The 22,854-nt window shown below is 70.2% G+C and carries 15 protein-coding genes, 4 tRNA genes and 1 other RNA gene; 11 read left to right on the forward strand and 9 right to left on the reverse strand.

Annotation, left to right across the window (positions count from 1 at the left end):
- The first annotated feature begins 207 nt into the window (after positions 1 to 207).
- The 4 genes from BLW86_RS17965 (at position 208) to BLW86_RS17980 (ending at position 1,129) form a co-directional block, all read left to right on the forward strand.
- Positions 208 to 549: a histone-like nucleoid-structuring protein Lsr2 gene (locus tag BLW86_RS17965; RefSeq protein WP_177181687.1), complete on the forward strand. Its 342-nt coding sequence runs from the start codon at positions 208 to 210 to the stop codon at positions 547 to 549.
- A gap of 141 nt (positions 550 to 690) precedes the next feature.
- Positions 691 to 762: transfer RNA gene (locus BLW86_RS17970), tRNA-Gly, on the forward strand.
- Positions 763 to 845: 83 nt separating this feature from the next.
- Positions 846 to 918 (forward strand) — tRNA-Gly (locus BLW86_RS17975).
- Positions 919 to 1,053: 135 nt separating this feature from the next.
- Positions 1,054 to 1,129 (forward strand) — tRNA-Gly (locus BLW86_RS17980).
- Between the two features lie 43 nt (positions 1,130 to 1,172).
- Here BLW86_RS17980 and BLW86_RS17985 read toward each other — a convergent pair.
- The 6 genes from BLW86_RS17985 to ffs all read right to left on the reverse strand — a co-directional run bounded on the left by BLW86_RS17985 (position 1,173) and on the right by ffs (position 9,934).
- Complete coding sequence (locus BLW86_RS17985) at positions 1,173 to 2,084, reverse strand: phosphoribosylaminoimidazolesuccinocarboxamide synthase (protein ID WP_093874977.1); 912 nt, start codon at positions 2,082 to 2,084, stop codon at positions 1,173 to 1,175.
- A 105-nt stretch (positions 2,085 to 2,189) separates the two neighbouring features.
- Positions 2,190 to 3,650: a N,N-dimethylformamidase beta subunit family domain-containing protein gene (locus BLW86_RS17990; RefSeq protein WP_093874978.1), complete on the reverse strand. Its 1,461-nt coding sequence runs from the start codon at positions 3,648 to 3,650 to the stop codon at positions 2,190 to 2,192.
- Positions 3,651 to 3,901: 251 nt separating this feature from the next.
- The gene (locus BLW86_RS17995; RefSeq protein WP_093874979.1) at positions 3,902 to 5,962 is read right to left on the reverse strand and encodes a hypothetical protein; all 2,061 of its coding nucleotides are present in this window, start codon (positions 5,960 to 5,962) and stop codon (positions 3,902 to 3,904) included.
- A gap of 280 nt (positions 5,963 to 6,242) precedes the next feature.
- Positions 6,243 to 7,496 carry a phosphoribosylamine--glycine ligase gene (purD, locus tag BLW86_RS18000; protein WP_093874980.1) on the reverse strand — a complete coding sequence of 418 codons (1,254 nt, stop codon included), beginning with the start codon at positions 7,494 to 7,496 and terminating at the stop codon, positions 6,243 to 6,245.
- Positions 7,497 to 7,557: 61 nt separating this feature from the next.
- The gene (locus BLW86_RS18005; RefSeq protein WP_093874981.1) at positions 7,558 to 9,681 is read right to left on the reverse strand and encodes a DNA polymerase III subunit gamma and tau; all 2,124 of its coding nucleotides are present in this window, start codon (positions 9,679 to 9,681) and stop codon (positions 7,558 to 7,560) included.
- A gap of 154 nt (positions 9,682 to 9,835) precedes the next feature.
- Positions 9,836 to 9,934, reverse strand: an RNA gene (gene ffs, locus BLW86_RS18010) — signal recognition particle sRNA small type.
- Between the two features lie 121 nt (positions 9,935 to 10,055).
- Here ffs and BLW86_RS18015 point away from each other — a divergent pair.
- Positions 10,056 to 10,143, forward strand: a tRNA-Ser gene (locus BLW86_RS18015).
- Positions 10,144 to 10,222: 79 nt separating this feature from the next.
- On the opposite strand, the gene BLW86_RS18020 is transcribed toward BLW86_RS18015, so the two are convergent.
- On the reverse strand, positions 10,223 to 11,485 hold the full coding sequence (locus BLW86_RS18020; RefSeq protein WP_256341346.1) for a competence protein CoiA family protein: 1,263 nt from the start codon (positions 11,483 to 11,485) through the stop codon (positions 10,223 to 10,225).
- Positions 11,486 to 11,789: 304 nt separating this feature from the next.
- On the opposite strand from BLW86_RS18020, the gene BLW86_RS18025 reads away from it, so the two are divergent.
- Together BLW86_RS18025 and BLW86_RS18030 are read left to right on the forward strand one after the other, a co-directional pair.
- Complete coding sequence (locus BLW86_RS18025) at positions 11,790 to 15,431, forward strand: AAA domain-containing protein (protein WP_093874982.1); 3,642 nt, start codon at positions 11,790 to 11,792, stop codon at positions 15,429 to 15,431.
- Positions 15,428 to 17,086 (forward strand): phospholipase D-like domain-containing protein, encoded by a 1,659-nt coding sequence (locus tag BLW86_RS18030; RefSeq protein WP_093874983.1) that lies wholly within the window; start codon positions 15,428 to 15,430, stop codon positions 17,084 to 17,086. The genes BLW86_RS18025 and BLW86_RS18030 overlap by 4 nt, the downstream gene beginning before the upstream one ends.
- A gap of 397 nt (positions 17,087 to 17,483) precedes the next feature.
- On the opposite strand, the gene BLW86_RS42040 is transcribed toward BLW86_RS18030, so the two are convergent.
- Positions 17,484 to 17,621, reverse strand: a complete 138-nt coding sequence (locus tag BLW86_RS42040) for a hypothetical protein (protein WP_177181482.1) — start codon at positions 17,619 to 17,621, stop codon at positions 17,484 to 17,486.
- Positions 17,622 to 17,978: 357 nt separating this feature from the next.
- Here BLW86_RS42040 and BLW86_RS18040 point away from each other — a divergent pair, with 357 nt between their 5' ends.
- The 4 genes from BLW86_RS18040 to BLW86_RS18055 all read left to right on the forward strand — a co-directional run bounded on the left by BLW86_RS18040 (position 17,979) and on the right by BLW86_RS18055 (position 21,591).
- Positions 17,979 to 18,335: a hypothetical protein gene (locus tag BLW86_RS18040; protein ID WP_256341347.1), complete on the forward strand. Its 357-nt coding sequence runs from the start codon at positions 17,979 to 17,981 to the stop codon at positions 18,333 to 18,335.
- Positions 18,336 to 18,399: 64 nt separating this feature from the next.
- Positions 18,400 to 19,074, forward strand: coding sequence for an ABC transporter ATP-binding protein (locus BLW86_RS18045; protein ID WP_093874986.1), 675 nt, complete (start codon positions 18,400 to 18,402; stop codon positions 19,072 to 19,074).
- Complete coding sequence (locus tag BLW86_RS18050; RefSeq protein ID WP_093874987.1) at positions 19,071 to 21,326, forward strand: FtsX-like permease family protein; 2,256 nt, start codon at positions 19,071 to 19,073, stop codon at positions 21,324 to 21,326. The genes BLW86_RS18045 and BLW86_RS18050 overlap by 4 nt, the downstream gene beginning before the upstream one ends.
- 55 nt (positions 21,327 to 21,381) lie before the next feature.
- Positions 21,382 to 21,591, forward strand: coding sequence for a DUF4287 domain-containing protein (locus BLW86_RS18055; protein ID WP_093874988.1), 210 nt, complete (start codon positions 21,382 to 21,384; stop codon positions 21,589 to 21,591).
- Position 21,592: 1 nt separating this feature from the next.
- On the opposite strand, the gene BLW86_RS18060 is transcribed toward BLW86_RS18055, so the two are convergent.
- Complete coding sequence (locus tag BLW86_RS18060; RefSeq protein ID WP_093874989.1) at positions 21,593 to 22,846, reverse strand: MDR family MFS transporter; 1,254 nt, start codon at positions 22,844 to 22,846, stop codon at positions 21,593 to 21,595.
- Positions 22,847 to 22,854 lie beyond the last annotated feature (8 nt).

Below are 22,854 nucleotides of genomic sequence, written 5' to 3' on the forward strand. Positions count from 1 at the left end.
ATTCGAGCGAAATATTGCGGACCGCATTGCGCCGGGACACGCTGAAACAATTGACGGGGCTTCACAATGCGACGTCCACCGCTGTACAAAGGAATCCAGAAGAAAGCAGCATTGTCCCGGCACAGCCGTAAGGTCGGCATCGCCGCACGTCAGGGGCGCCACAAGCGTCCTCACGACGGCGGCGGCCGCAGGAAAGGACCGATATCCGTGGCTCAGCGTGTGGTGGTCACTCTCTCCGACGACATCGACGGCGGAGAAGCGGCTGAAACGGTCGCGTTCGGCCTGGACGGGAAGATGTACGAGATCGACCTGAATGCTGCCAATGCAAAGAAACTCCGCAAGGCCCTCGCGCCCTACCTCGCCGCCGGCCGCAAGCTGCCGGCCCGTGGGGCGGCCGGCCGGAGCGCCCCGGCCGCCTCGTACACCCACACCGCCCTCGCCCCCGACCCGGCGGCGGTCCGCGCCTGGGCCCAGTCCAACAAGATGGACGTCCCGGCCCGCGGACGGATCCCGAAGCGCGTCTACGAGGCCTTCCGCGCGGCGAGCTGAGCGGGGGCCACGGGGGTGAGCCCGGCCGGGGAGCCGGCGACGGGCCTCGGCCGGAGCCGATTTGCATGACACCCCCCATGATCCGGTAGAGTCTGGATCACGCCGAGGGGCGAGGCCGAAAAGCCGAGTCCCCAGCAGCGTGCGGGTGTAGTTCAGTAGCAGAACAGCCCCCTTCCAGGGGGAAGGCGCAGTGTGCAATCCCTGTCACCCGCTCTGCGAGATCGCGTTACCGACCACTCCGGTGGATCAGGTAGAGTGGTGCTCGCACCGAGCGGCGAAAGCCGACCGGTAGCAATGCGGACGTGGCTCAGTTGGTAGAGCATCACCTTGCCAAGGTGAGGGTCGCGAGTTCGAATCTCGTCGTCCGCTCAGGGAGTACGAAGGCCCCGGTTCTCAGGAACCGGGGCCTTCGTCGTGTTCCCGGAGAGTGTGAAGGGCCCCACACGGCGGTGTGTCACGGCCACCCGCGACGTTGGGTATAGTTAGCAGCGCGCTACGGCGCATGCGGACGTGGCTCAGTTGGTAGAGCATCACCTTGCCAAGGTGAGGGTCGCGAGTTCGAATCTCGTCGTCCGCTCCATGAAGAAGCCCCCGGTCGAATCGACCGGGGGCTTTCTCGTTCCCTAGGACCAGGCCTGGCCGGTCAGGAGCTCGTACGCCTCGATGTACTTGGCGCGGGTCTTCTCCACGACCTCCGGCGGCAGGGCCGGCGGCGGCTGCTCGCTCTTGCGGTCCCAGCCGGAGGCCGGCGAGGTCAGCCAGTTCCGCACGATCTGCTTGTCGTACGAGGGCTGGGCGCGGCCCGGCTCCCACTCGGAGGCCGGCCAGAAGCGCGAGGAGTCCGGGGTGAGGACCTCGTCGGCGATGACCAGGCGGCCGCCCTCCGGGGTGCTCTCGAAGCCGAACTCGAACTTCGTGTCGGCCAGGATGATCCCGCGGTCGCGGGCGATGTCCCGGGCCCGGGAGTAGACGGCGAGGGTCGTCTGGCGCAGCAGCGCGGCCGTCTCGGCGCCGACCTGGCGGGCGACCTCCTCGTACGACACGTTCTCGTCGTGGTCGCCGACGGCGGCCTTGGTCGCCGGGGTGAAGATCGGCGCGGGCAGCTCGGAGCCGTCGGTCAGTCCCTCGGGCAGCGCGAGACCGCAGACCGTGCGGGACTCGTCGTACTCCAGCAGACCGGAACCGGTGAGGTAGCCGCGGGCCACGCACTCGACCGGGACCATGTTCAGCGACTTGCAGATGAGCGTGCGGCCCGCCCAGTCGGCGGGGGCGCCGGCCGGCAGGTCGGTGGAGAGCACGTGGTTCGGGACCAGGTCGACGAGCTTGTCGAACCACCACAGGGAGAGCTGGGTGAGCACCCGGCCCTTGTCGGGGATCTCGGTGGGCAGCACCCAGTCATAGGCCGACATGCGGTCGCTCGCCACCATGACGAGGTCACCCGCCTCGTTCCGGTACAGGTCGCGGACCTTGCCCGTGTGGAGATGGGTCAGGCCCGGGACCTGGACGGGCTCGGGCTTTTCTACGAATCCGGACACGGTTCCTCCGCGTAGGTTGATCCAGGAGCGAGTCCGATTCTCTCGCACATCCGGGTGGCCCCGGCCGCCAGGACCTGTGACCCCCCGCTCAGTCCCCCTTGCCGCTCAGTCCCTCTTGCAGATCCGGTCGAGGAGGTTCGCGGTGGCGCGCTGGACCCGGGCGTCGACATGGCCCGGCCGGTCCAGCGCCGGCGACCAGGCGAACGTGCCGGACGCGAAGACCCAGGCGCCGGACGGAGCCCGGTAGAGACTCGTCTCCTGGTGGCGCAGCGCCCCCTCGCCGTCCCGGTAGGGCGAGTGCGCGAGCAGGATGCGGCCCTGGTGCTCCGGCAGCGCCGTGCGCGGGAAGTAGCGGTCGGCCTCGCCCGCGACCAGGCCCGGGAGCTCGTCGCCGTCGCCCGCGCCGGTGGCCTCCCAGAGCCAGTGGTCGGCGTTCCGTACGACCAGCGGGGTCGGTTCGGGCACCCGGCCCGCGTACTGGATGCCGAGGAGCTGCTGCTCGGGCCGGTCGACCTCGCGCCAGAGCGCGGGACGGCCGGGGCCGCGCCGCTTGCGGCAGGTGAGGAGGCGGTCCGGCACCCCGGACGGCGAAGGGCCCAGCTCCACCTGCCAGTACATGGTGTTGGCGGAGAGGAAAACCAGCGAGGTGCCCTGGTCACGGGCGAGTTCGGCGGTCCGGCGCATCGGCGCCGACCAGTACTCGTCGTGGCCCGGGAAGACGAGGCCCCGGTAGCGGCTCGGGTCGACCCGCCCGGCGTGCAGGTCGCGGGTCTCCGCGTATGCCAGGTCGTAGCCGTAGCGCTCGGCCCAGCGGATGAAGTCGTAGGCGTGCCCGACGTGCAGGGGAAGTCCCGCGCCCGCGTACGGGCGGTCGAAGGAGACGGTGACGGCCGCCTCCTCCTCGCCGAGCAGCCGGCCCTCCTCGTCCCAGGCGTGGTAGAGGCTGGCGCCGGTGTGCCCGTCCTCCGGGTAGAGGTTGTACGCCTGCCAGGTCACGTCCGGGAGGACGAGCAGCAGATCCGCCGGGTGGTTGTCCCGGACCGTGAACGGGATGTGCGAGCGGTAGCCGTCGACGGTGGTGAGGACGGCGACGTACGCGCCGATCGACCAGTACGTGGGGACCTGCAGCCGCCAGGACTGCCACCAGTGGTGACAGGAGACCGTGCGGTCCGCGGTGAGCGGGGCCGGCTGGACGATCCCGGAGAGACGCGGGCTCGTGGTGATCTTCGCGGCGCCGTCACCGCCGTAGTGCCCGATCCGATAGACGTCGACCGAGAATTGCTGCGGCGGGTCCACGGTGATGTGGAAATCGATCGACTCGCCCGGCGCCACGGCCCCGTCCGACGCGAAGCCCTTGATCTGGCGCCGGACGTCGTCCGCCGTGCGCGGGCCGCCGCTGCCGCCCCGGGCCAGGATCTCGTCCGCGTACCAGGGGACCATCTGCCCGGTGTCGTCGAAGTAGTTCTCCGAGCCCCGCAGCCAGGGCAGCGGGCCCTGGCCGAAGGGATCGGAGACGGCGTGCGCGAGCGCACCCGACTCCCACCGTCTGATCTGCTCCGCCCCCATGTGCGCCCCTCCCTCGACTCCCCCGGTCGGCCGGTCAGTGCCTGTTCGATGCCTGCTCGATGCTTGCTTCGGTGCTTGTTTCGGTGCTTGTTCGGTGCTTGTTTCGGTGCCTGCTGATGTGTGCCGGTGGTTCGTGCCTCTGTCAGTGCCGGTCTCCAGCACATCACATAACGCACGCACTCCGTCACCGTTCGTCGTGAATTGACGAGAGTGGAAGCCGGGGCTCCGCCTGGGGCCCTTCCAGGAGGCCCTCAGACCAGGCGTACGGGCTTCTCCGGGCGCACCCCGGTGCGGGCGAGCCAGGCCCGCAGCGGCTCCGGGTCACCCTCCTCGACGAGCGCGAGGACCCGGGGGCCGAGGTCCGCCGCGCGCTCGCCGCCGACGAGCAGGGCGGGCCCGTCGAGCCAGTCGAGGCCGGGAGCGGCCTCGGCGGTGTCCACGGCCGCACAGCAGACCATCGCGGTCACGTGGTCGGCGAGCAGGTCGCGGCCGGTACGGGGCGGCTGGAGCGGGAACAACGGCAGGGGCCCGTCGGGGCCGCTGCCGGCGTCGGGGGCGGCGGCACCGGCCCGGTCGCCCTTGTCGGTGGCGCGGCCGGTCGCGGCCGCCGCGGCGACCCGGGCCTCCCGGGCCGCCTCCTCCCGCGCGAGGAGCGCGCTGAGCGCCCCGGCGAGCACCTCGGCGGCGGGGTTGACCGGCTCGTCGTCGTCCTCTTCGGGGCCGGCGGGGAGGACGAGGGCGGGGTCGAGGGCGGAGGCGTGCTCGGGCTCGTCGGCGGGGGTGGGGGCGGGCTCGGGCTGGAGCTGGGGCTCGTCGACTCCGGTGGCGGCGGAGGGCTCGGACTCGTCGGCGCCCGTGCCGCGCCGAAGCTCGGGTCCGTCGAGGCCGGCACCGTGCCCGGGCTCGCCGGCTCCGGTGCCACGCTTCGGCCCGGGCTCGTCGGCATCGGTGGCGCGCTCCGGCCCCGGCCCCTCGGCACCGGTGATGCGCTCCGGTCCGGGCTCGCCGACACCGGTGGCGCGCTCGTGCCGGGGCTCGTGCTCGGGGCGGGAGGTCGTCAGGTGGGCCATCACGCGGGTCAGGGTCGGGCCTGTCGCGCCGGAGGCCGGTCCGTCGGCGGCGGCGGCCACACCGAGGCCGTCGAGGACCTGGTGCAGGCGGGCCGCGTCGGTGCGCCACTTCCGGTCGACGACCTCCTCCGGATACTGGCTCCACTCCACCGGCGCCCAGTCGGGGCCGGGCTCGGCGGGGCCGCCGTGGAAGAGGCGGGCGGCGAGCAGCGAGGTGGCCTCGTCGACGGCCCCGGGCTCCTCCAGGAGGTCGCAGGCGGGACGCTCGCCGAGCCGGGAGGAGAAGCCCTCCGCGAGCCGGTCCCGGCGGGAGAGCTCGGTGAGGGCGGAGACCACGCCCGCGTCGAGCTTGGCGGGCCAGCGGCCCATGCGCCAGGCGGGCAACGCGACCCGGGTGAGCAGGCGGTCCCAGCCCGCGTAGGCCAGGCCGACCTGCTCCTGGGCGACGATCCGTACGCCGTAGTCCACGGCCTGGGCGCGCTCCGAGCCGGCGGCGGCGACTCCGCGCTCCATCTCGGCGGCGTGTCCTCGGCAGGCGCGCAGCAGCACGCGGGCGACCTGCCCGACGCCATGGGCTCCGAGCCGGCGGAGCGGGCCGAGGCCGGGGTCCCGGGGCACGGCGACGGCGGCGTCCAGACCGCGGACGAAGCGGCGGGCGGCGGCTATGTCGGGGTGGGCGGCCGGTCCCGTACCGGCGACGACGGGGGCGAGGACCGCCCGCAGCTCGCCGACGCGCATCCACCACAGGAAGGGCGAGCCTATGACCAGGACCGGGGCGCCGTCTCCGCCGGACGTCCGGTGGAGGCGGTGGGCCCGGTGGGTGCGGTCCTCCAGCCAGCTGTCGCAGTCCGGGGTGAGGGCTATCGCTGCGGGCGCGGGGACGCCGAGCCGGTCGGCCAGATCGCGGACGAGCCGGTAGAGATCGGGGGCGGCGGACTCGGCGAGCTCCACCGTCGGCGTGGCGGCCGGACGGGCCCGGGTGACGACGAGGGCGACGACCGCCGCGGCGAGGAGCACGACGACGGCGAGGACGGTCACGACCCAGCGGGCCGTGTCCCAACCCGCTCCGGTGAAGTGGCCGGTGACCCCGCCCGCGTACAGGACGACGGCCACGGCGGCGGGGAGCACCGCGAGGCCCAGCGCCCTGCCCCGGACGCGGAGGACGGCGAGGGCCCGGGAGCGCGCGGCGCGCGCACCCCACTCCTCGCCGACAACGGAACCGGTACCGGACACGCCGTTCATCACCCCCTCCTGTCCTCGACGGGACTGCCTGTGGCGGTGTTGCTCACTCCCCCACTGTGGCACCCGTCACTGACATCGCAATGCCGGTGGGCCAAGTGCCGGAATGCCTTCGCCGCACCCTAGTTGGGGCTGTGGCGGGCGTCATCCGTATGGCCGAGCCGTCACTCGATGGAATGGCTTTGGGTAAAGGTGATGGCGCACTTGCGGCCGTGTGGTTCACGAGTTCCGCACCACACGGCCACAAGAGGAATCAGGCGAAATCAGCAGGAATCAAGCGGGATCAGGCCTCGGCGGCCTTCCGCGCGATGTCCGTACGGTGCTGCGACCCGTCAAGGCGGATACGGCCGACCGCCGCGTACGCCCGCTCGCGGGCCTGCGCCAGGTCCGAACCGGTGGCGGTGACCGACAGGACGCGCCCGCCGGCGCTCAGGACCGCGCCGTCCTCGCCCCGCTTCGTACCGGCGTGCAGCACGTACGCGTGCGGGGCGTCCTTCTCCGCGATCTCGTCCAGGCCCTCGATCGGGTCGCCCGTGCGCGGGGTGTCCGGGTAGTTGTGGGAGGCGACGACCACGGTGACGGCGGCCTCGTCGCTCCAGCTCAGCGGGGCCTGGTCGTCCAGGGTGCCGTTCGCGGAGTGCAGCAGGACGCCCGCGAGCGGGGTCTTCAGACGGGCCAGGACGACCTGGGTCTCGGGGTCGCCGAAGCGCGCGTTGAACTCGATGACCCGGACGCCGCGGCTGGTGATCGCCAGACCCGCGTAGAGGAGGCCGGAGAACGGCGTGCCGCGGCGGCGCAGCTCGTCGACCGTCGGCTGCAGGACGGTCTCCAGGACCTCCTCGACCAGCTTCGGGTCGGCCCAGGGCAGCGGCGAGTAGGCGCCCATGCCACCGGTGTTCGGGCCCTCGTCGCCGTCGAGCGCGCGCTTGAAGTCCTGCGCGGGCTGCAGCGGGAGGACGGTGGTGCCGTCGGTGATCGCGAAGAGGGAGACCTCGGGGCCGTCCAGGTACTCCTCGATGACCACCCGGTCGCAGGCGAGCGCGTGCGCCCGCGCCTGCTCGACGTCCTCGGTGACGACGACGCCCTTGCCGGCCGCGAGGCCGTCGTCCTTGACCACGTACGGAGCGCCGAAGGCGTCGAGCGCCTCGTCGATCTCCTCCGGGGTGGTGCAGACGTAGCTGCGGGCGGTGGGGACCCCGGCGCCGGCCATGACGTCCTTGGCGAAGGCCTTGGAGCCCTCCAGCAGCGCCGCCTCCTGGGACGGGCCGAAGACGGGGATGCCGGCCGCGCGGACGGCGTCGGCGACGCCGGCGACGAGCGGGGCCTCCGGGCCGACGACGACCAGCTCGGCGCCCAGCTCGGTGGCGAGCGCGGTGACGGCCGCGCCGTCCAGCTGGTCGACGGCGTGCAGCTCCGCGACCTCCGCGATTCCGGCGTTGCCGGGCGCGCAGTGCAGAGCGGTGACGTCGGGATCGAGGGAGAGAGAGCGGCACAGGGCGTGTTCGCGGGCGCCGCCGCCGATGACGAGGACCTTCACGCCTGCCAGGGTAGCCCGCGGGGCGGGATGCCCCTTGTGCGGGCCACCGAGCGAGACGGCCCTACTCGTTCGTGTATTCCTCCACAACCGTCGCTCCCAGCTCGCGCACGATCAGATCGTGCCCGGAGAGCGCGGAGTCGACGAGGTCCGGATCGTCCTCCTCCGGGACGTCGTCCTCGGGCGCCACGGGCTGCGGCGCCGGCGGGGAGTACGCGGGCGCGGGAGCGGGCGGCGGGGCCTGCTGGAACGAGGCGGCCGGAGCGGGCTGCGCCTGTACGGGGGCGGGCGGCGGGCCCTGCTGGAACGCGGGCGCGGGAGCGGCGGCGGGCGCGGGAGCGGCGGACCGCCCACCCCCGAAACCACCGGCTCCGCTTCCACCGCCGAAGCCTCCGGTTCCGCCCGAGCCGCCGAAGCCGGTGGCGGCGGGCGGGGGCGCGGAGCCGCCCGAGGGATCGATGATCGCCTCGATCTTCCAGTTCACGTTGAACTGCTCGGCGAGGGCCTGCTTGAGGACGTCCTCGCTGCCGCTGCTCGCGAAGTTGTCCCGGGCACCGGCGTTGAGGAAGCCGAGCTGGAGCGTCGTGCCGTCGAACCCCGCCACCTGGGCGTTCTGGCTGAGCAGGATCCAGGTGAAGCGGCGCCGGTTCTTGACGGCGTCGAGGATCTGCGGCCACAGGTTCCGCACCTGGGCCGTGTCCCCGCCACCGCCCGCGGCGGCCGGCGGCGGGGCCTGCGGCGCGGACTGCGCCTGCACGGGCGCGGGGGCCGGGACGGAGGGCGCCGCGGACGCGCCGGGCCAGGCGCCGGGCGCGCCGCCGCCGGGGGCGGCGGCACCCGGCCAGGCACCGGGCCGGGCCGCGGCGGGCTGCTCCTGCACGGGCGCGGGGGCCGGCGGCGCGGGCTGCGCCTGGACCGGGGCGGGGGCCGGCGGGGGCGGGGCCATCGGGGTGTGGGCCTCCGGGCCGGGCACGTACGCCATGGCGGGCGCCGGAGGTCCGGGCGTGAAGACGGGCGCGGGCGCGGCGGCCGCCCCGCGCTCCAGCCGGTCGAGCCGCGCCTGGAGGGAACGCTCGTCGTCGAAGGCGGCGGGCAGCAGCACGCGCGCGCAGATCAGCTCCAGCTGCAGCCGGGGCGAGGTGGCCCCGCGCATCTCGGTCAGTCCCGCGTTGACGAGGTCGGCCGCACGGCTCAGCTCGGCCGCACCGAAGACGGAGGCCTGGGCCTGCATGCGCTCGATGACGTCGACGGGGGCGTCGATGAGCCCCTTCTCGGCGGCGTCGGGCACGGCGGCGAGGATCACGAGGTCCCGCAGCCGCTCCAGCAGATCGGCGACGAACCGCCGGGGGTCGTTCCCGCCCTCGATGACCCGGTCGACGACCTCGAAGGCGGCGGCGCCGTCCCCGGCGGCGAACGCGTCGACGACGGAGTCGAGCAGCGACCCGTCCGTGTATCCGAGAAGGGAGGTGGCCATGGAATACGTCACACCGTCGTCGGCGGCACCGGCGAGCAGCTGGTCCATCACCGACATCGAGTCACGCACGGACCCGGCGCCGGCGCGGACGACCAGCGGCAGCACCCCGTCCTCGACGGGAATGCCCTCGCGCCCGCACACCTCGCCGAGGTACTCCCGGAGCGTCCCCGGCGGCACGAGCCGGAAGGGGTAGTGATGGGTCCGCGACCGAATGGTCCCGATGACCTTCTCGGGCTCGGTGGTGGCAAAAATGAACTTGAGGTGCTCCGGCGGCTCCTCGACCACCTTCAGGAGGGCGTTGAAGCCCGCCGAGGTGACCATGTGGGCCTCGTCGATGATGTAGATCTTGTACCGGCTGGAGGCGGGCCCGAAGAAGGCCTTCTCCCGCAGGTCACGGGCGTCGTCCACGCCACCATGGGAAGCGGCGTCGATCTCGATGACGTCGATCGACCCCGGCCCGTTCCGCGCGAGGTCCCGACAGGACTGGCACTCACCGCACGGGGTGGGCGTGGGCCCCTGCTCGCAGTTCAGACACCGCGCGAGGATGCGCGCACTGGTCGTCTTGCCACACCCGCGGGGCCCGCTGAACAGGTACGCGTGATTGACCCGGTTGTTCCGCAGGGCCTGCTGCAACGGGTCGGTGACATGCTCCTGCCCGATGACCTCGGCGAAGGACTCGGGACGGTAGCGGCGGTACAGCGCGAGAGACGACACGTATACGAGGTTATAGGCGCCCACCGACAACCCGGGAAAACGGGAACGGGCGGGAGCGGGGGCGCGGGGCGCGACCCGGGGCGCGGGGCGCGGGGCGCGGACGAGGCGAGGTCAGGGGCGCGGGGCGCGGCGAGGTCAGGGGCGCGGCCCAGGGAACGCAAGCGCCCCCCACGCACCTGCCAGAGCCGACCTACCCTTGCTGCCTTCCGGCCCTGGGGGAGTTCAGTCAGATAGCACCGCGTGAGGGGCTCCGCCCAGCGTACCCGATCCGAACCCCCACCTGTCCCCCCCCCTCCCCGACCTGCACCCCTCACCCACCCCCACGCCGAGATCACGTGCGCGAGCACCCCTTCCGGTCATGTAATGTTCTCCCCGGAGGATTCGCCTAGAGGCCTAGGGCGCACGCTTGGAAAGCGTGTTGGGGGCAACCCCTCACGAGTTCGAATCTCGTATCCTCCGCCATTGCTCTCACCGGGCAATTCGTTGAAGGGCCCCACCGTTCGCGGTGGGGCCCTTCGACGTACATGGTTACAGTTCCCGTCTACCGCCCGTTGAGGACGGCCCGGCAGACGTTGCAGTACATAGCCGCGTTCTGCCCGTAACGCCGCATCATCTGGCTGCAGCCGACGCACAGCCCAAGCTCCCATGGCGGGCAGCCCAGCGCCGCGGAGGCGGCGGCGCGTTCTACGGCGGTGATCCGCATCGAGTCGCGGGAGCGCTGGACCGGCATACGAGGAAGCGTGAAGCCGCCCGTCGGCTGATCGAGATCGCGGACGGGACGCCTGTCACTGATGAACCAGCCCTCCTCACCCGCTCGGCAGCTGCGGTCGATCTCCTGCTCGGCGAAGGTGATCACGTCGTCCTCCTCTTCGGCCGGAGCCATCGGAAGAGGGACCCTCTCGCCGATGAGCTCCTGCCAAAGCGTGCGATCGTCGGCCGAGACCCACATGTGCCGACCGGCGCGGCCGCTTCTTCGGTTGGGCACGTAGACCGGGACGCTCTCGCCCGTAGCGCTCTGCAGGACCAGGTCCTCGATGTGGACGGGCTCACGTTGAGGGAGGCACAGCGCGGGCACGAACCAGTCCGCGTGAATCGCGCCACAGTGGCCGGCGCCTTCGCTGAAGAGGCAGTGTCGCTCGCTACTCGGAACGCACTTCCAGACTTCGAGGTGCCGGTACCCGCCACGGATCACCATCTCCTTGCCGTCGGCGATGTCCTTCCACGGCATGTCGTCCACGCGCGCCCAGGGAGCCCGGTCAATCAGGGAAGCCGTCCGGTCCTTCGCCACCCAGAGCGGCGTGATGCCGTGCTCCACGGCGTTGACCGAGCGCCGGTGCACGCTGCTGGGACTGAGGTGGTGGTACTGGATCTCCCAGCCGATCCGTATGCCGCCGGGCCCGACGACGACGGCGTCCGAGACGCTGCGCCGGCTGCCCATGGGAACCTCGGCTTCGGCATCCAGGCCGTACCGCCCGGCGGTCTCGACGATCCGCTCCTTGGTGGCCTTGTGCTGGGCGCTCTCCGCCGGCGTCGCCTTGTGCGTAATCGGAAGATGCGAGGCGACGAGCGGCCGCCGACCGCCTACGCGCCCTCGGCGGATGAACATCCAGGGCGACTTGCCACCCGATTCCGACAGGCACTCGCGTTTCTCGTGGTGCGCCAGGCATTCAAGCAGCTGCGGATCGCGCTCGGAGACGCTGGCGGTGATCTCCTGGAGCAGATCGGGTCGGTCCGGGTGACCGAGGTCGGGCAGGGACAGATTGATCTCTATGCCATATCCGGTGTGCCACACCCCATTTGCCATTTCTCCACCATAAGAAGAACCACTGGTGCTCCAACAGGGCGCATGGTCAGAGGCGTTGGCAGCAGTTGCCCTGCACTACCGAATCGCCGGGGGTATCGAGCGGGCCGAAGGGACCGTCGAACTCCCGGGTGGGCAAGGGCTCCGCAACAGCCTGCCTCGATCCCATCCGAGTTGTGCGTGCGCATGTCTGAAACCAGCCTCAGTGGTTCCGCGAGCGTGAGTAGGATCACGCTTCACCCGCGCGGCCAGGTAGGGCCGCCCGCAGTGTCTACTCACCCGCTCCCCAGCTCGCGAAGGTGGATGGATGACGGCTCCCACAATCGGGACGTTGCTTCTGCAGAACAGGTACGAAATCACCGCGGGTCCGCACACAGGTGATGGCGAATCCCAGGTCTGGGAGGCTTTCAGCGACGGCTACACGTACCTGCTCAAGACGTGGACGTACGAGGGTGAGCAACCGGACAGGGTGCAGCGCGCCCTCTGGGACCACGAACTGCGCACCCTGTACAAGATCGCGAGCAGTCCCAGGGCAGACGACGCCCTGGTCGTGCTGAAGGACGCCGGCCTCGACCGGGGACACAACTGCTTCGTCATGGTCCTGGAGGCGCCGGGCTACGAGCGCGTCGCCACCGCGCTACGACGCCGGGCACGCTACCCCTGGCTCTCGAACCGCGGGACAGCCGCCCGCGAACAGTTGTGGAACGGCTTACGGCGTGTCGCCACAGGGCTGAACCTGCTGCACGAGCGACAGGTCCTGCACCGGGGCGTGGACCTCGACTCCCTCTTCTTCGACGAGGACCTCGGTGCCGAGTCCCTGCGACTCGGCGGCTTCGAGTGGTCCGTCAAACTGGGCCGTCCGGTGGGGACCCAGCCCCCTGTCGGCTGGCCGGTTCCACCGGAGCGCACCACTGGGGGCGTGACTGCCTGGCGTCAGGACGACGACTGGTTCGCCTTCGGCATCCTCTGCGCACGGCTGCTCCTCGACCTTGAACGCTTCACCACCAATCCCCCGCCCGAGCGTCACGCACGGGTGCTCAAGACCATCGACACCGCCAAGACCGAGCTGACCGAGGTCGAACGCAAGCTGCTGCTGGACCTCGTCGCCGAAGACCCGCTGGAGCGCCTGACCGCGCCATACGACATCATTGGCCGGATCCAGGACATTACGCGGGCCCTGGCGAACCCCCTGCGCACCCAGCAGGAAGATGCCCAGTACGTCCTGGCCCTCGATCTGCGGCGGCCGGAGTTCATCGATCACCTGATGGACAGCGGGCTACGCGACCACCTGCGCCTCGATCCAATGGGGACCTTCATCCCCGGGGACCCGATCCACCGGAAGGAGGCCTGCGAGTTCGTCCGCCAGGACCTGCAGAAGCCCCTTCTGTACGCCGTCCCCAACAGGCCGTACTTCATCCTCGTCGGCGGCAGGCTCAGCCTGAGGATCACGCCGCACCGGGGGAAGGACGGCACGTCCAGCTGGCAGGTCGCGGACTGCCGGTCCGCCCAGCCGCTGCTCTACAGCGAGGGCGACGACAGCTTCCGCGAACTCCCACCCGGCCGCGTGTTCGCCTATGCCAGGGACGAGGTGGCCCGCGACCGTACGATCGCGCAGAACGCCACGTCGTGGGAGCTCGCGCTACCGAAGATCGATCGCAGTGCCCAGGTCTCGCGCGAGCTCGGCCGCTTCCACGAGTTCGTCCGCGTGAGCAATCAGATCGAGCTGCTCCTCCTCGACTCGCAGATCTTCCCGTACGAAGTCGTCCGCGCCCCGTGGCAGGAGGACGGCGTGGAGCGGGCCGTGGTCAAGGAGCGCGCGCGCCCCGAAGGACACGAGATCTTCGAGCCGTTCCGCGTCGACCTCATCGACTTCCTGCAGAAGGAGGTACGGGGCAGCGACCGCAAGGTGATCCTGTCGGGAGCCCGCGACGGCGCCCGCCTCAAGCTCCCGCCCCGGGACCCCCAGTCCGACGACGACGGCAACGTGTGGCAGGTCGACGACATGGACCAGGCAACCGAGTGCATCACCCTCAGCCGCCCGGGCCTGAGCAAGGGTCGGGTGAAGCTGGAGAAGGAGGGGTTCCTCCGCAGCGCTGGCATGCCCGGGCAGATCAGTCTGTTCCGGCGTCGCAAGAAGGCCATCGACGCCCTCGACCAGCACGGATACCTCCTGCGCTCGCTGGCCACCCCGAGCCACGTCCGCATGGACACCGGCGCCTCCGAGCTTCCCGTCGAACTCGACCACGAACGGGTCGACGAGCCCAAGCGGGCCAGCATCGAGGACATCCTGCGGGTTCGACCCATCTACACGCTGCAAGGGCCGCCCGGCACGGGCAAGACCACCCTCGTCGCCTGGCTGCTGCGCGAGATCATCACCGAGGATCCCGTCGTCCAGGTGCTGGTCACGGCCCAGGCCCACGGAGCCGTCGACGTGCTCAGGGCGAAGGTGGGCGAGGCGTTCCAGGACGTACCCGAGGCCGACAGGCCGCTACAGATCCGGCTGCGGGGTCCGCACAAGGCCGGAACCACCCTGCCGGAGGATGGCGTCGAGGGCGTGGCCAGGACGGTGCTCCAGCGCAGCATCTCCCAGCTCGAAGCCATGAGTTCGCCCAGCGAGGTGCAGCTCGCCTGGCTGGACGACGCGAAGGCCATGGTCAGCGAGATCAACATGATGCAGGAGCGGGGGGACCTCGGCCCCCGTTCGTCAGACTTCGTCGAGCTGGTCAAACGCGGCGCGAACCTCACGTACTGCACCACCAGCGCTGGCGACCTGGTCGCCCTCGCCGCTGGTCAGGCGTTCGACTGGTCGATCGTCGAGGAGGCGGGCAAGGCGCACGCGTTCGACCTCGCGCTGCCACTGCAGGCAGGTCATCGCTGGCTGCTGATCGGTGACCACAAGCAGCTGGATCCCTACCGGTACGAGGACTACCACAAGGGGATCGACAAGCTGGACCCGGTGGCTCACATCCTCAGCCGCCTCAAACCACGGGCTTCCGGCATGCTCGACCAGGAATGGCTCGACTCGTGGGAGCGCCGCAGCCAGCCGGACCGGGACGAGTTCCGCGAGTACTCCAAGGAATGGCTGAAGACCTTCCACCGTCTGTACGAGTACTGCGCCGTGGCCACGGGTGCGGACCGTCTCGTCACCGACACGGAGGCGAAGGGAGCGTCTGCGGGGCAGTTGATCGGCCAGCACCGCATGCACCCGGACATCGGCCGGCTGATCTCCGAGGCTTACTACCAGGGGCGGTTGATGAACCGCACCCTGGACAAGCAAGGCGAACCGGTCGAGCGGGTGCGTCACGGATTCCACACCCCGAGCGGCCTTCGTGACCGTGCCGTGGTCTGGCTCGACGTGCCGTGGTGCCGCGACGATGCCACCACTCATGAGGTAGGTCCGAACAGCGGCCAGTCGAAGTACACCAATCCTTCGGAGGCGCGCGCGCTCGCCAACTTCCTGCAGACCCTCGGACCGGACGGCGGGTGTCAGGGCAAGCTCGCGGTGCTGGCGCCGTACTCACGGCAGGTGAGCCTGCTCAGCAAGCAGTTGCGGGACACGCCCCTCCCCGCCGGACTGCAGGTCCAGCTGGGTCTCAAGGCCGAAGCGGACAACAGCAACCGGTTCCCCGCCCACACGGTCGACTCCTTCCAGGGCAACCAGGCGGACGTCGTCGCCATCAGCCTGGTCCGCAACAACGAGAAGGAGATCGGTCACGGCCTGGGATTCCTCGACGACCCGGGCCGGATGAACGTGCTCCTCTCGCGGGCTGAGCGCCTGCTGATCCTCGTAGGGTCCTGGGACTTCTTCCTCCACCAGGTGCAGGCAGTACGCCTCGAAGACGAGTCCCAACCCCTGTGGTCCTTCAAGAAGATCGTCACCCTGCTCGACGAATGGTTCCTGGATGGCAGGGCTCTACGTATCCCGGCTGACCTCAGGGAGCACTCGTGATCGTCCTCGTACCCGTGAGCATGTTCAGCGTCAACTTCAGCGTGGCCCGGGGCCGCCCGTACAGCCGTCTGGAGCGGCGGGTTCTGGAGGAGATCGCCGCACAGGCAGGTGTCGCCCCCGACCAAGGCGCGACCCTGACCTCTCTGTGCGACACCTTCCGCGTCCACGAACGGCTGATGGTCGAAGCCGTGGTGACCCTGGTCGGTGCGGGATGGGTCGCCGTCACCAGCGGCCGGGAGGCCACTTTCGTCCTCACCGACGAAGGGCAGCAGGCATGCTTGTCCGGCAAGGACCCGGCATCGGTCGTCGTGGCCCCTGCCGCGCCCTGCACCGTGGTTCTCGATCGCACGGCAGGACAGCTGGCCAGGCGAGGTGAAGTGCTGACCGTCTCGAAGCAAGAGGCACGGCCGGACCTCAACCCGTCCACGCCCTTGCGCATCGTGCGCAACGCACTGGACGAGTCCCAGATCCAGAAGCTACTGCCCCGAAATAGCGGCGAGTGGGTGCGCAGCATCGGACGGCCCCGGCTCGTGACGGTCGACCGTTTCCTCCCCGTGCGCGTCGACCTCGTCGACCGGTTCATCGCGGGGCTCCCGCGGGGCTGGCACCAGGCTCTGTCGGCCGAGATCCTGGCGGTGGCACAGGCCAGGAGGGAGGAGTTGGAGAGCGCCCCGGACGTCCAGCCGGCGCCACAGGCGATTGCCGTGAAGGTGGCGCCTCCGGTACAGGCCCAGGTGCCGGCCACCGGCCCCGGGCGCCGGCCGACACCGCTGAGCATCCCCGGGCGGAAGCCTCCGGCCGCCGCGCTCGGTGCCGCAGCGGCACCCCGGACAAGTGTCTCCTTCCCATGGCTTTATGACGCCGAGCCATTCGACAGCAGCGATGACAGTCCTACAGACCAGTCGACCGAAGCGGCCCTGTTCTCGGATGTGTCCGGTGAGGAGGCCCACCAACTCGTGCTCGCCGAGGCACTGGCCAAGGCGGCGAGCCACGTCCTGATCGCCTCACCCACGGTGAATATGGAGAGCCTGTCAAAGCTCGGCGACGTCATCCAGGCTGCGGTGGCGCGCGGGGTGCGGGTGGACGTCCTCTACGGCGACACGGAAGAGGGAACCAACCCACAGGACATCGTCGACCTGCTGCACCGGACCGGCTACCACGCCGCAGAACGGCTGGGCAGGGATCTCCTGAAGCCAGCGAAAGAACGGACGGGCAGCGGTGCGAGCCTCCTGATCTTCGACGGGAGGGACGGAGCGCTCGAAGCGGTCATCGGCAACTACGCCTGGGTTGGGTCACCCGGCTCGGCGCGGGCACACTCCGCCCACATGGGCGGAACGGAGTTCATGGCCCAAGTGGCACGAGCAGCTGCAGGTCTGTGGACGTGGAGCGGTGATCCGGATTCCGCCGACCGCTGGCGGCACGTGGCGGACCGCTGCCAGGACGAAACCGCCGTCTCCGAAGCCCGGGGCGACCGTTTGAAGGATCAAGTCCACGCCGAACTGCTCGTGGACGACGAGCATGCACGGGCCGCGCAGGGCTCCGACGACGGTGCTCTGCGGGTTGGCGGCGCTCGCCGACACGAGAGTGGGTTCACTGCAGGCTTCCGCGGAATCTCGGCGGTGATCCGGCGCCCGGATACCTCGACCACACCGTAAGGGTGGTCTCCGGCGTCGCTGTGCCGTCACGGAGGCGTTGGGGCTCCTCACGAAGGGCGGCGAGCACGCGAAGTGGCGGGAAGCCCTGGGAACTGATCTCCCCCTATGGAGGGTGCCGGAAGGAAATCCGGCACCCTCACGGGTACGGCTTTGGCTCGTCCTACATCACCACTCGTCGGTGTCGCCGTACTTCCCCACTTCCCCGGGTTCTGGGCGCGGCCCACAGCCTGTGTACAAGCCTCGGCGAAGGCAGCCGCCACGGCGGTCTTATCCGTGCCTTGTACCTGGGCCTCGACCTGCGGCGATGCTCACGCCCCCGGCGATGGCACCGGTCTTGAGCCGCTGTTGGCGCGCAGCCGAGACCCGCCGCTTCCGTGCCACCGCCATGCCCTTCCCTTTACTTCTCATACGGGCAGGGGCGGTACTCGGCGTACAGCTGGTCCGCAGTCATGCCAGCGCGGGTGACCTCCTTCGCCTGGTTCCACATGTCGACCTCGGTGCGGCGCATGCCCTCCAGGAGCCCGCGGTGGCGCATCAGGGTCTGCGGGGCCTCGACCTTCTCGTCGATCGGCAGGCCGCGGATCCGACGCGCGACAGAACGCCGGGTTCGGGCACCCCGACTGCCGGCTATTGACCTCGAACGCCGCACCCTGCCTTGTCCGAGCCCTGGGGGAGGACCCGGAAGGCTGATGAGGGGGCGGGGAGGGGCTCGTTCACCGGATCGGGGGGTGATCGGAGGGAGGGACGTTCCTGCTCCGACCTGCGTGTAGTGATGCAGATACTTTCTGTGATGACCAGTCGATGACCAGTCGGCACGATCAAGCAGGGGACATCCATGAGGAAGTTGGCGGCAGTGGCGGGGGCTGTGGGGTTGTTCGTCGGAGGAGTGGGGGTGGCGGCGGCCGACTCGTGGCACGGCGTAGGGCTTTTCAAGACGACCGGAGCGGAATTCGCGGAAGGAACGTACAAGTGGGAGCCCGCCGAAGTGCAGCAGGGTGCATTCCACATCAAGGGTGAGCTGCGCGACATCGGCCTCAACGACAACCACAACGTCTACCTGCTGGTAAAGGTGCACGGCTACGGGTGGAATCGCTTCGACGGCGTACAGAAGAAGGACGTCTGGATCGACAAGCTCGTCCACGACGGCGCCAGCCGGTACACGAACACGGCGGAGGTACGCGTGTGCCAGAACCGCGGCTCCCTGCACCCTGACAACTGCTCTCCGACGAAGTCCTTCAAGCGCAAGTAGGACAGTCGACCTTCGCGGGAGCTGCTCGCCGGTGGCTCCCGCTCCCCAAGGAGTGCGCACCACGATGGACGTCATCCTCCGCGCCGAGGGCGTGGATCTCTTCTACGGCACCCAGCAGGCGGTAACCGGTGTCGATTTCACGCTCAAGCGCGGCGAAGTGGCCGCCATCATGGGCAGCAGCGGGTCGGGGAAGTCGTCCCTGCTGTACTGCCTCGCCGGGGTTCTTCCGCCTTCCCACGGCACGGTGACCTTCGATGGAGAACAGCTCTCGTCTCTCCCCGACGGGGAGCTCAGTGCGCTGCGCCGTACGCGCCTGGGCTTCGTCTTCCAGTACGGAGAACTGCTGCCGGAGCTGACCGTCGAGGAGAACGCGGCGCTCCCCCTCCGGCTCGCCGGGATCAGCAAGACCCATGCCCACGCCATGGCCGGCCAAGTGCTGGGGCGGCTCGGGCTGGGCGATCTGCTGCGGCGCAGGACCTCGAAGCTGTCGGGTGGCCAGAGTCAGCGCGTTGCGGTTGCGCGGGCTCTGGTCCACCGGCCGGACGTGGTGTTCGCAGACGAGCCCACCGGGGCGCTCGACAGCGCCAACGCGGCTGCCGTGCTCGATGAATTCCTTCAGCTGGCGAGAAGGCAGAAGACAGCCGTGGTCATCGTCACGCACGACGCCGACGTCGCCGCGAAGGCCGACACCCAGTACACGATGTCGGATGGTGTGCTGGCCCAACGGGTGACTGTGTGAACGCCTTCGTCCTCGGCATGCGTCTGCTGTGGGGAAGTGGCCGCAGGGCTCGGGTCCGCTTCCTCCTGATGGCGCTCGGATCCGCACTCGGGGTCGCCTGCCTGGCCGCCGCACTCACCATTCCGGCGATCATCGCCGCCAATGACGCTCGGGTGACGAGTCGCGCCATTTCCTCGGGCGCGAACAAGAATGCCGTCTACCAGGAGTTCCTGGACCCTTACGGCTCCCAACCACTGCGGCGCGTCTTCATCGGTCACAGAGGTGTCGGCCCACTGCCCGTTCCTCCGGGAATCAAGGCACTCCCCCGTGCGGGCGAAGCAATCGTTTCGCCGAAGCTGGGCGAGATCCTGGCAGCCCATCCCCGCGCCGCAGGACTTGTGCCCGGTCGCGTGATCGGCACCATTTCGCCGGAGGGGTTGGGCGGGCCGGACGAGCTGTACGCCTACATCGGCACCGACGCCGATGAACTGAGCGGGGCGACATCACTCGGCCACTTCGGCGACACGTACGCGCGGCATGAGGTCATCGATCCCTCCACCCTGGACATCCTGCGGTTCACTCTCGGCTGCATCGTGTTGCTCCCGCTCGTCATCTTCCTCTCCGTCTGCGCCCGGCTCTCCGGGGAATCACGTGCGCGTCGCCTCGCCGCACTCCGGCTCGTCGGCCTCAGCGTGCGGGACACCCTGCGGGTCAATGCCGGAGAGAGCGTGGTCGCCGCCTTCGTCGGGGCTGTGGTCGGGCTCATCGGCTATCTCGGGATCAATGAAGTCATGGCGTGGGTCGGGCTGCCCGGCTTGCGCTGGTACCCGGCCGATGGGCGGCCGGACGGGACGACCATCGCCGTGTGTCTGCTGGGGTGCCCGGCCCTCGCCTGGGTCGTGGGGCAGTTCAGTGCACGGCGAGCGGCCCAGTCACCCATCAGCGTGCGCCGGACCGGCGAGCGCAAGCCTCCGAAGAAGTACGGGACGCTGCTGCTGATCCCCGGGCTCGGAATCATCAGCGGATACTGCCTGCTCGACGCGATGGGACGGAACCCGTCAGGCGGATCGGCCGGCGCCGTGCTGGTTCCCGGCGCTGTGCTGATGACCGGGGCAGGGCTCGTGTTCGGCCTGGCACCGATCACGGCATGGCTCTCTCGTCGCCTGGCGGGAATGTCGCAATCGCTGCCACTGTCGCTCGCCATGCGGCGCACGGAGGTCGACCCGGGGAGCGCCCTGCGGGTGGTCACCGGGCTCGTACTGCTGGTATTCGGCGCCTCGCTCACGCAGGGGGTGCTCATCGAGTTGGATCAGGTCAGTCGGCGAACGGCCCCGGTCCAGGAGTACAGCCTTCCGGCAGCAGAGCTGAGTATGCGACAGCGCGCAGAGATGACCACATTGAGGGGAGTGCAGGCCCATGGCCTGGCCGCCCAGTCATGGGTGGGCAGCCTGGAGGGGAAGCCCTCCAGCGTCCAAGCAGTCTTTGCTACATGCGCTCAATTGGCTGCCTTCACTGAGACAACGCATGGATGCATCGACAATAAGGTGCTAAGGATTACGGATCCCACGTTCCCCGTTGATGAGGATGCCCGTCCCGGCAGCAACTTCCCGTTCCTGCTCAGCAACGGGCGGAAACTGCGCGTCTCCCTGCCCCAAGAAGCTGTAACGGTTCGGACATACCAACCCTCAGAGTTCGGCGGACCAAGCCTCCTCATCCCCCCCTCACTGCTCCCCCAAGGCACCCAGCTCGCAGACGCCCACTTCGTTCTCGTCAGTCCTTCCGACCCCTCCACCATCCGCTCCGTCCTCGACGGCATCGGGGCCATCGCCCCCACCGTTTCCGTCGAGCCCGTGGGGATCGTCATCGACTCGCTCGCTCAGTTGACCGTCATCCGGAGTCTGCTGGTCGTCGGGATGGTGCTCGGGCTGGTGATCGGGGTGGCCGCGTTCGTCGTGTCCGTGGCTGATCGGGCCATGGAGCGGCGTGGGCAGGTCACCGCGCTTGTCTTGTTGGGGGCTCGGGCGGGGACGTTGCGGGTGGTGCAGGTGGTGCAGGTGGTGTTGCCGTTGGTGGTGGGGTTGGGGGCCGCCATCGTCACCGGGTGGCTCGCCGAGTCCAGTTACCTGATCACCGGAGGAGGGGACGTGCACTGGGACTGGGACGGGTTGCCCTTGTTGTTCGCCTCCGCGCTGGGGGTCGTGCTCGCCGCCGCGGTCGCCTCCGTTCCCATGGTGCGGCGGCACATCGATCCCGAGCACATTCGGCGCGATTAGTTTTCGAGGCATCGGCGGTCTTCTCTTCAGTCGTCCACAGACCGAGGAGAACACCGTGCCCGAGAACGCCGTCAAAGGTCCCGCCAGCTACTTCCCCTCCATCGAGAAGAAGTACGGGCGGCCCGTCTCCGAGTGGCTCGAGGTCGTCCGGGCCTCGCCGCTCACCAAGCACATGGAGCTCGTCTCCTGGCTGAAGGCCGAGTACGGGCTGGGCCACGGGCACGCGAACGCGCTCGTGGCCCATGTCCGTGCCGGCGGGTGGTAATTCATGCCGCCAGGGTGTGGGTCTTCGTACGGGCTTCCACCCGGGTGCGCAGGGACAGGGTGGTCGCCGCCGTGGCCGTTCCCGCCACCAGTGCCGTCCACCACAGCGCCGACGGGCTCAGGGTCGTGTAGGTCGTCACTCCCAGGGTGAGGGCCCCGAAGCGGGCCACTCCCCAGGTCCAGCTGAAAGCGCCCTGGTAGCGGCCGCGGGCGTGCGCCGGGGCCAGGTTGGCGAAGATGCCGGCCGCGATGCCCGCCACGACGACCTCACCGAGCGACCAGACGATGACGGACAGCGTGTAGCCGGCGACGCTGTCGGCCAGGCCGGTCAGTGCGACGCCCACCGCGATCAGCCCGCTGCCCGCGCTCTGCACCGCCAGCTGCGGGAGCCGCGCCAGCCACGCGGTCGCGAAGGGCTGCAGCGCGACGACCATGATCGCGTTGACGGCCGCCATCGCCCCGTACACCGCCGGCGAGAGGCCGCTGTCGCGGACGGCGAGCGGGAGCGCGACCTCGGTCAGCGAGTACACGAAGAGCTGGACGCCGAAGAGGGGAAGCAGGAGCAGGGCCAGGCGGTCCCGGAAGACCACTCCGTAGCCGATGCCGTCCTTCGCCGGCCCGGTCGGGGCCGAGCGCTGCGGCTCCCGCAGGCGGATCGCCACCACCGCCGCGTACAGCAGCATCGAGCCCGCGTCGACCGCGAACAGCAGCCAGTACCCCTGCGCCGCGAGGTAGCCGCCCAGGACTCCCGCCACGGCGGTGCCGATGTTCACGCCCCAGCCGAAGAGCGCGTACGCACGCTGCCGCCGTTCGCTGTCCACGGCGTCGGCCAGCAGGGCGTACGCCGCCGGGGAGACCGTGCTGCCGGCCGCGCTGATCAGCAGCGCCGACCCCGCCATCGTCCACACCCCCGGCGCCAGGAAGAGCGCTCCCTGCGCCGCCGCCGCGCCGATCAGGCCGATCAGCATCGTGGGGCGACGGCCGATGCGGTCGGCGAGGATGCCGCCCACCGCGGGGCCGATCAGGTTGCCCGCTCCGAGCGCGCCGAGCACGTACGAGGTGTCCCCGCCGGTCACTCCCCGCGAGGCGAGGAAGAAGACCAGGAACGGCGTGACGAGGTAGCCGAGACGGTTGACGATCGTTCCCGCGAAGATCGTCCAGACCGTCGACGGGAGGCCCTTGAAGGCCGAGTCGGAGGGAGAGGGGGTGTGTTCGGGGGTGGGGGCCGCTGTGGAGGTGCTGGGCGTTCGAGGCATGGGAGGAG

Source organism: Streptomyces sp. TLI_105 (genome assembly GCF_900105415.1).
GTDB lineage: Bacteria > Actinomycetota > Actinomycetes > Streptomycetales > Streptomycetaceae > Streptomyces.

What these genes read in the sequence shown, in the direction of transcription:
- BLW86_RS17990 (WP_093874978.1), bottom strand. Translation starts at nt 3,650, where the DNA reads ATGGGGGCGGAGCAGATCAGACGGTGGGAGTCGGGTGCGCTCGCGCAC.
- BLW86_RS17995 (WP_093874979.1), bottom strand. Translation starts at nt 5,962, where the DNA reads ATGAACGGCGTGTCCGGTACCGGTTCCGTTGTCGGCGAGGAGTGGGGT.
- BLW86_RS18020 (WP_256341346.1), bottom strand. Translation starts at nt 11,485, where the DNA reads ATGGCAAATGGGGTGTGGCACACCGGATATGGCATAGAGATCAATCTG.
- BLW86_RS18025 (WP_093874982.1), top strand. Translation starts at nt 11,790, where the DNA reads ATGACGGCTCCCACAATCGGGACGTTGCTTCTGCAGAACAGGTACGAA.
- BLW86_RS42040 (WP_177181482.1), bottom strand. Translation starts at nt 17,621, where the DNA reads ATGCGCCACCGCGGGCTCCTGGAGGGCATGCGCCGCACCGAGGTCGAC.
- BLW86_RS18045 (WP_093874986.1), top strand. Translation starts at nt 18,400, where the DNA reads ATGGACGTCATCCTCCGCGCCGAGGGCGTGGATCTCTTCTACGGCACC.
- BLW86_RS18060 (WP_093874989.1), bottom strand. Translation starts at nt 22,846, where the DNA reads ATGCCTCGAACGCCCAGCACCTCCACAGCGGCCCCCACCCCCGAACAC.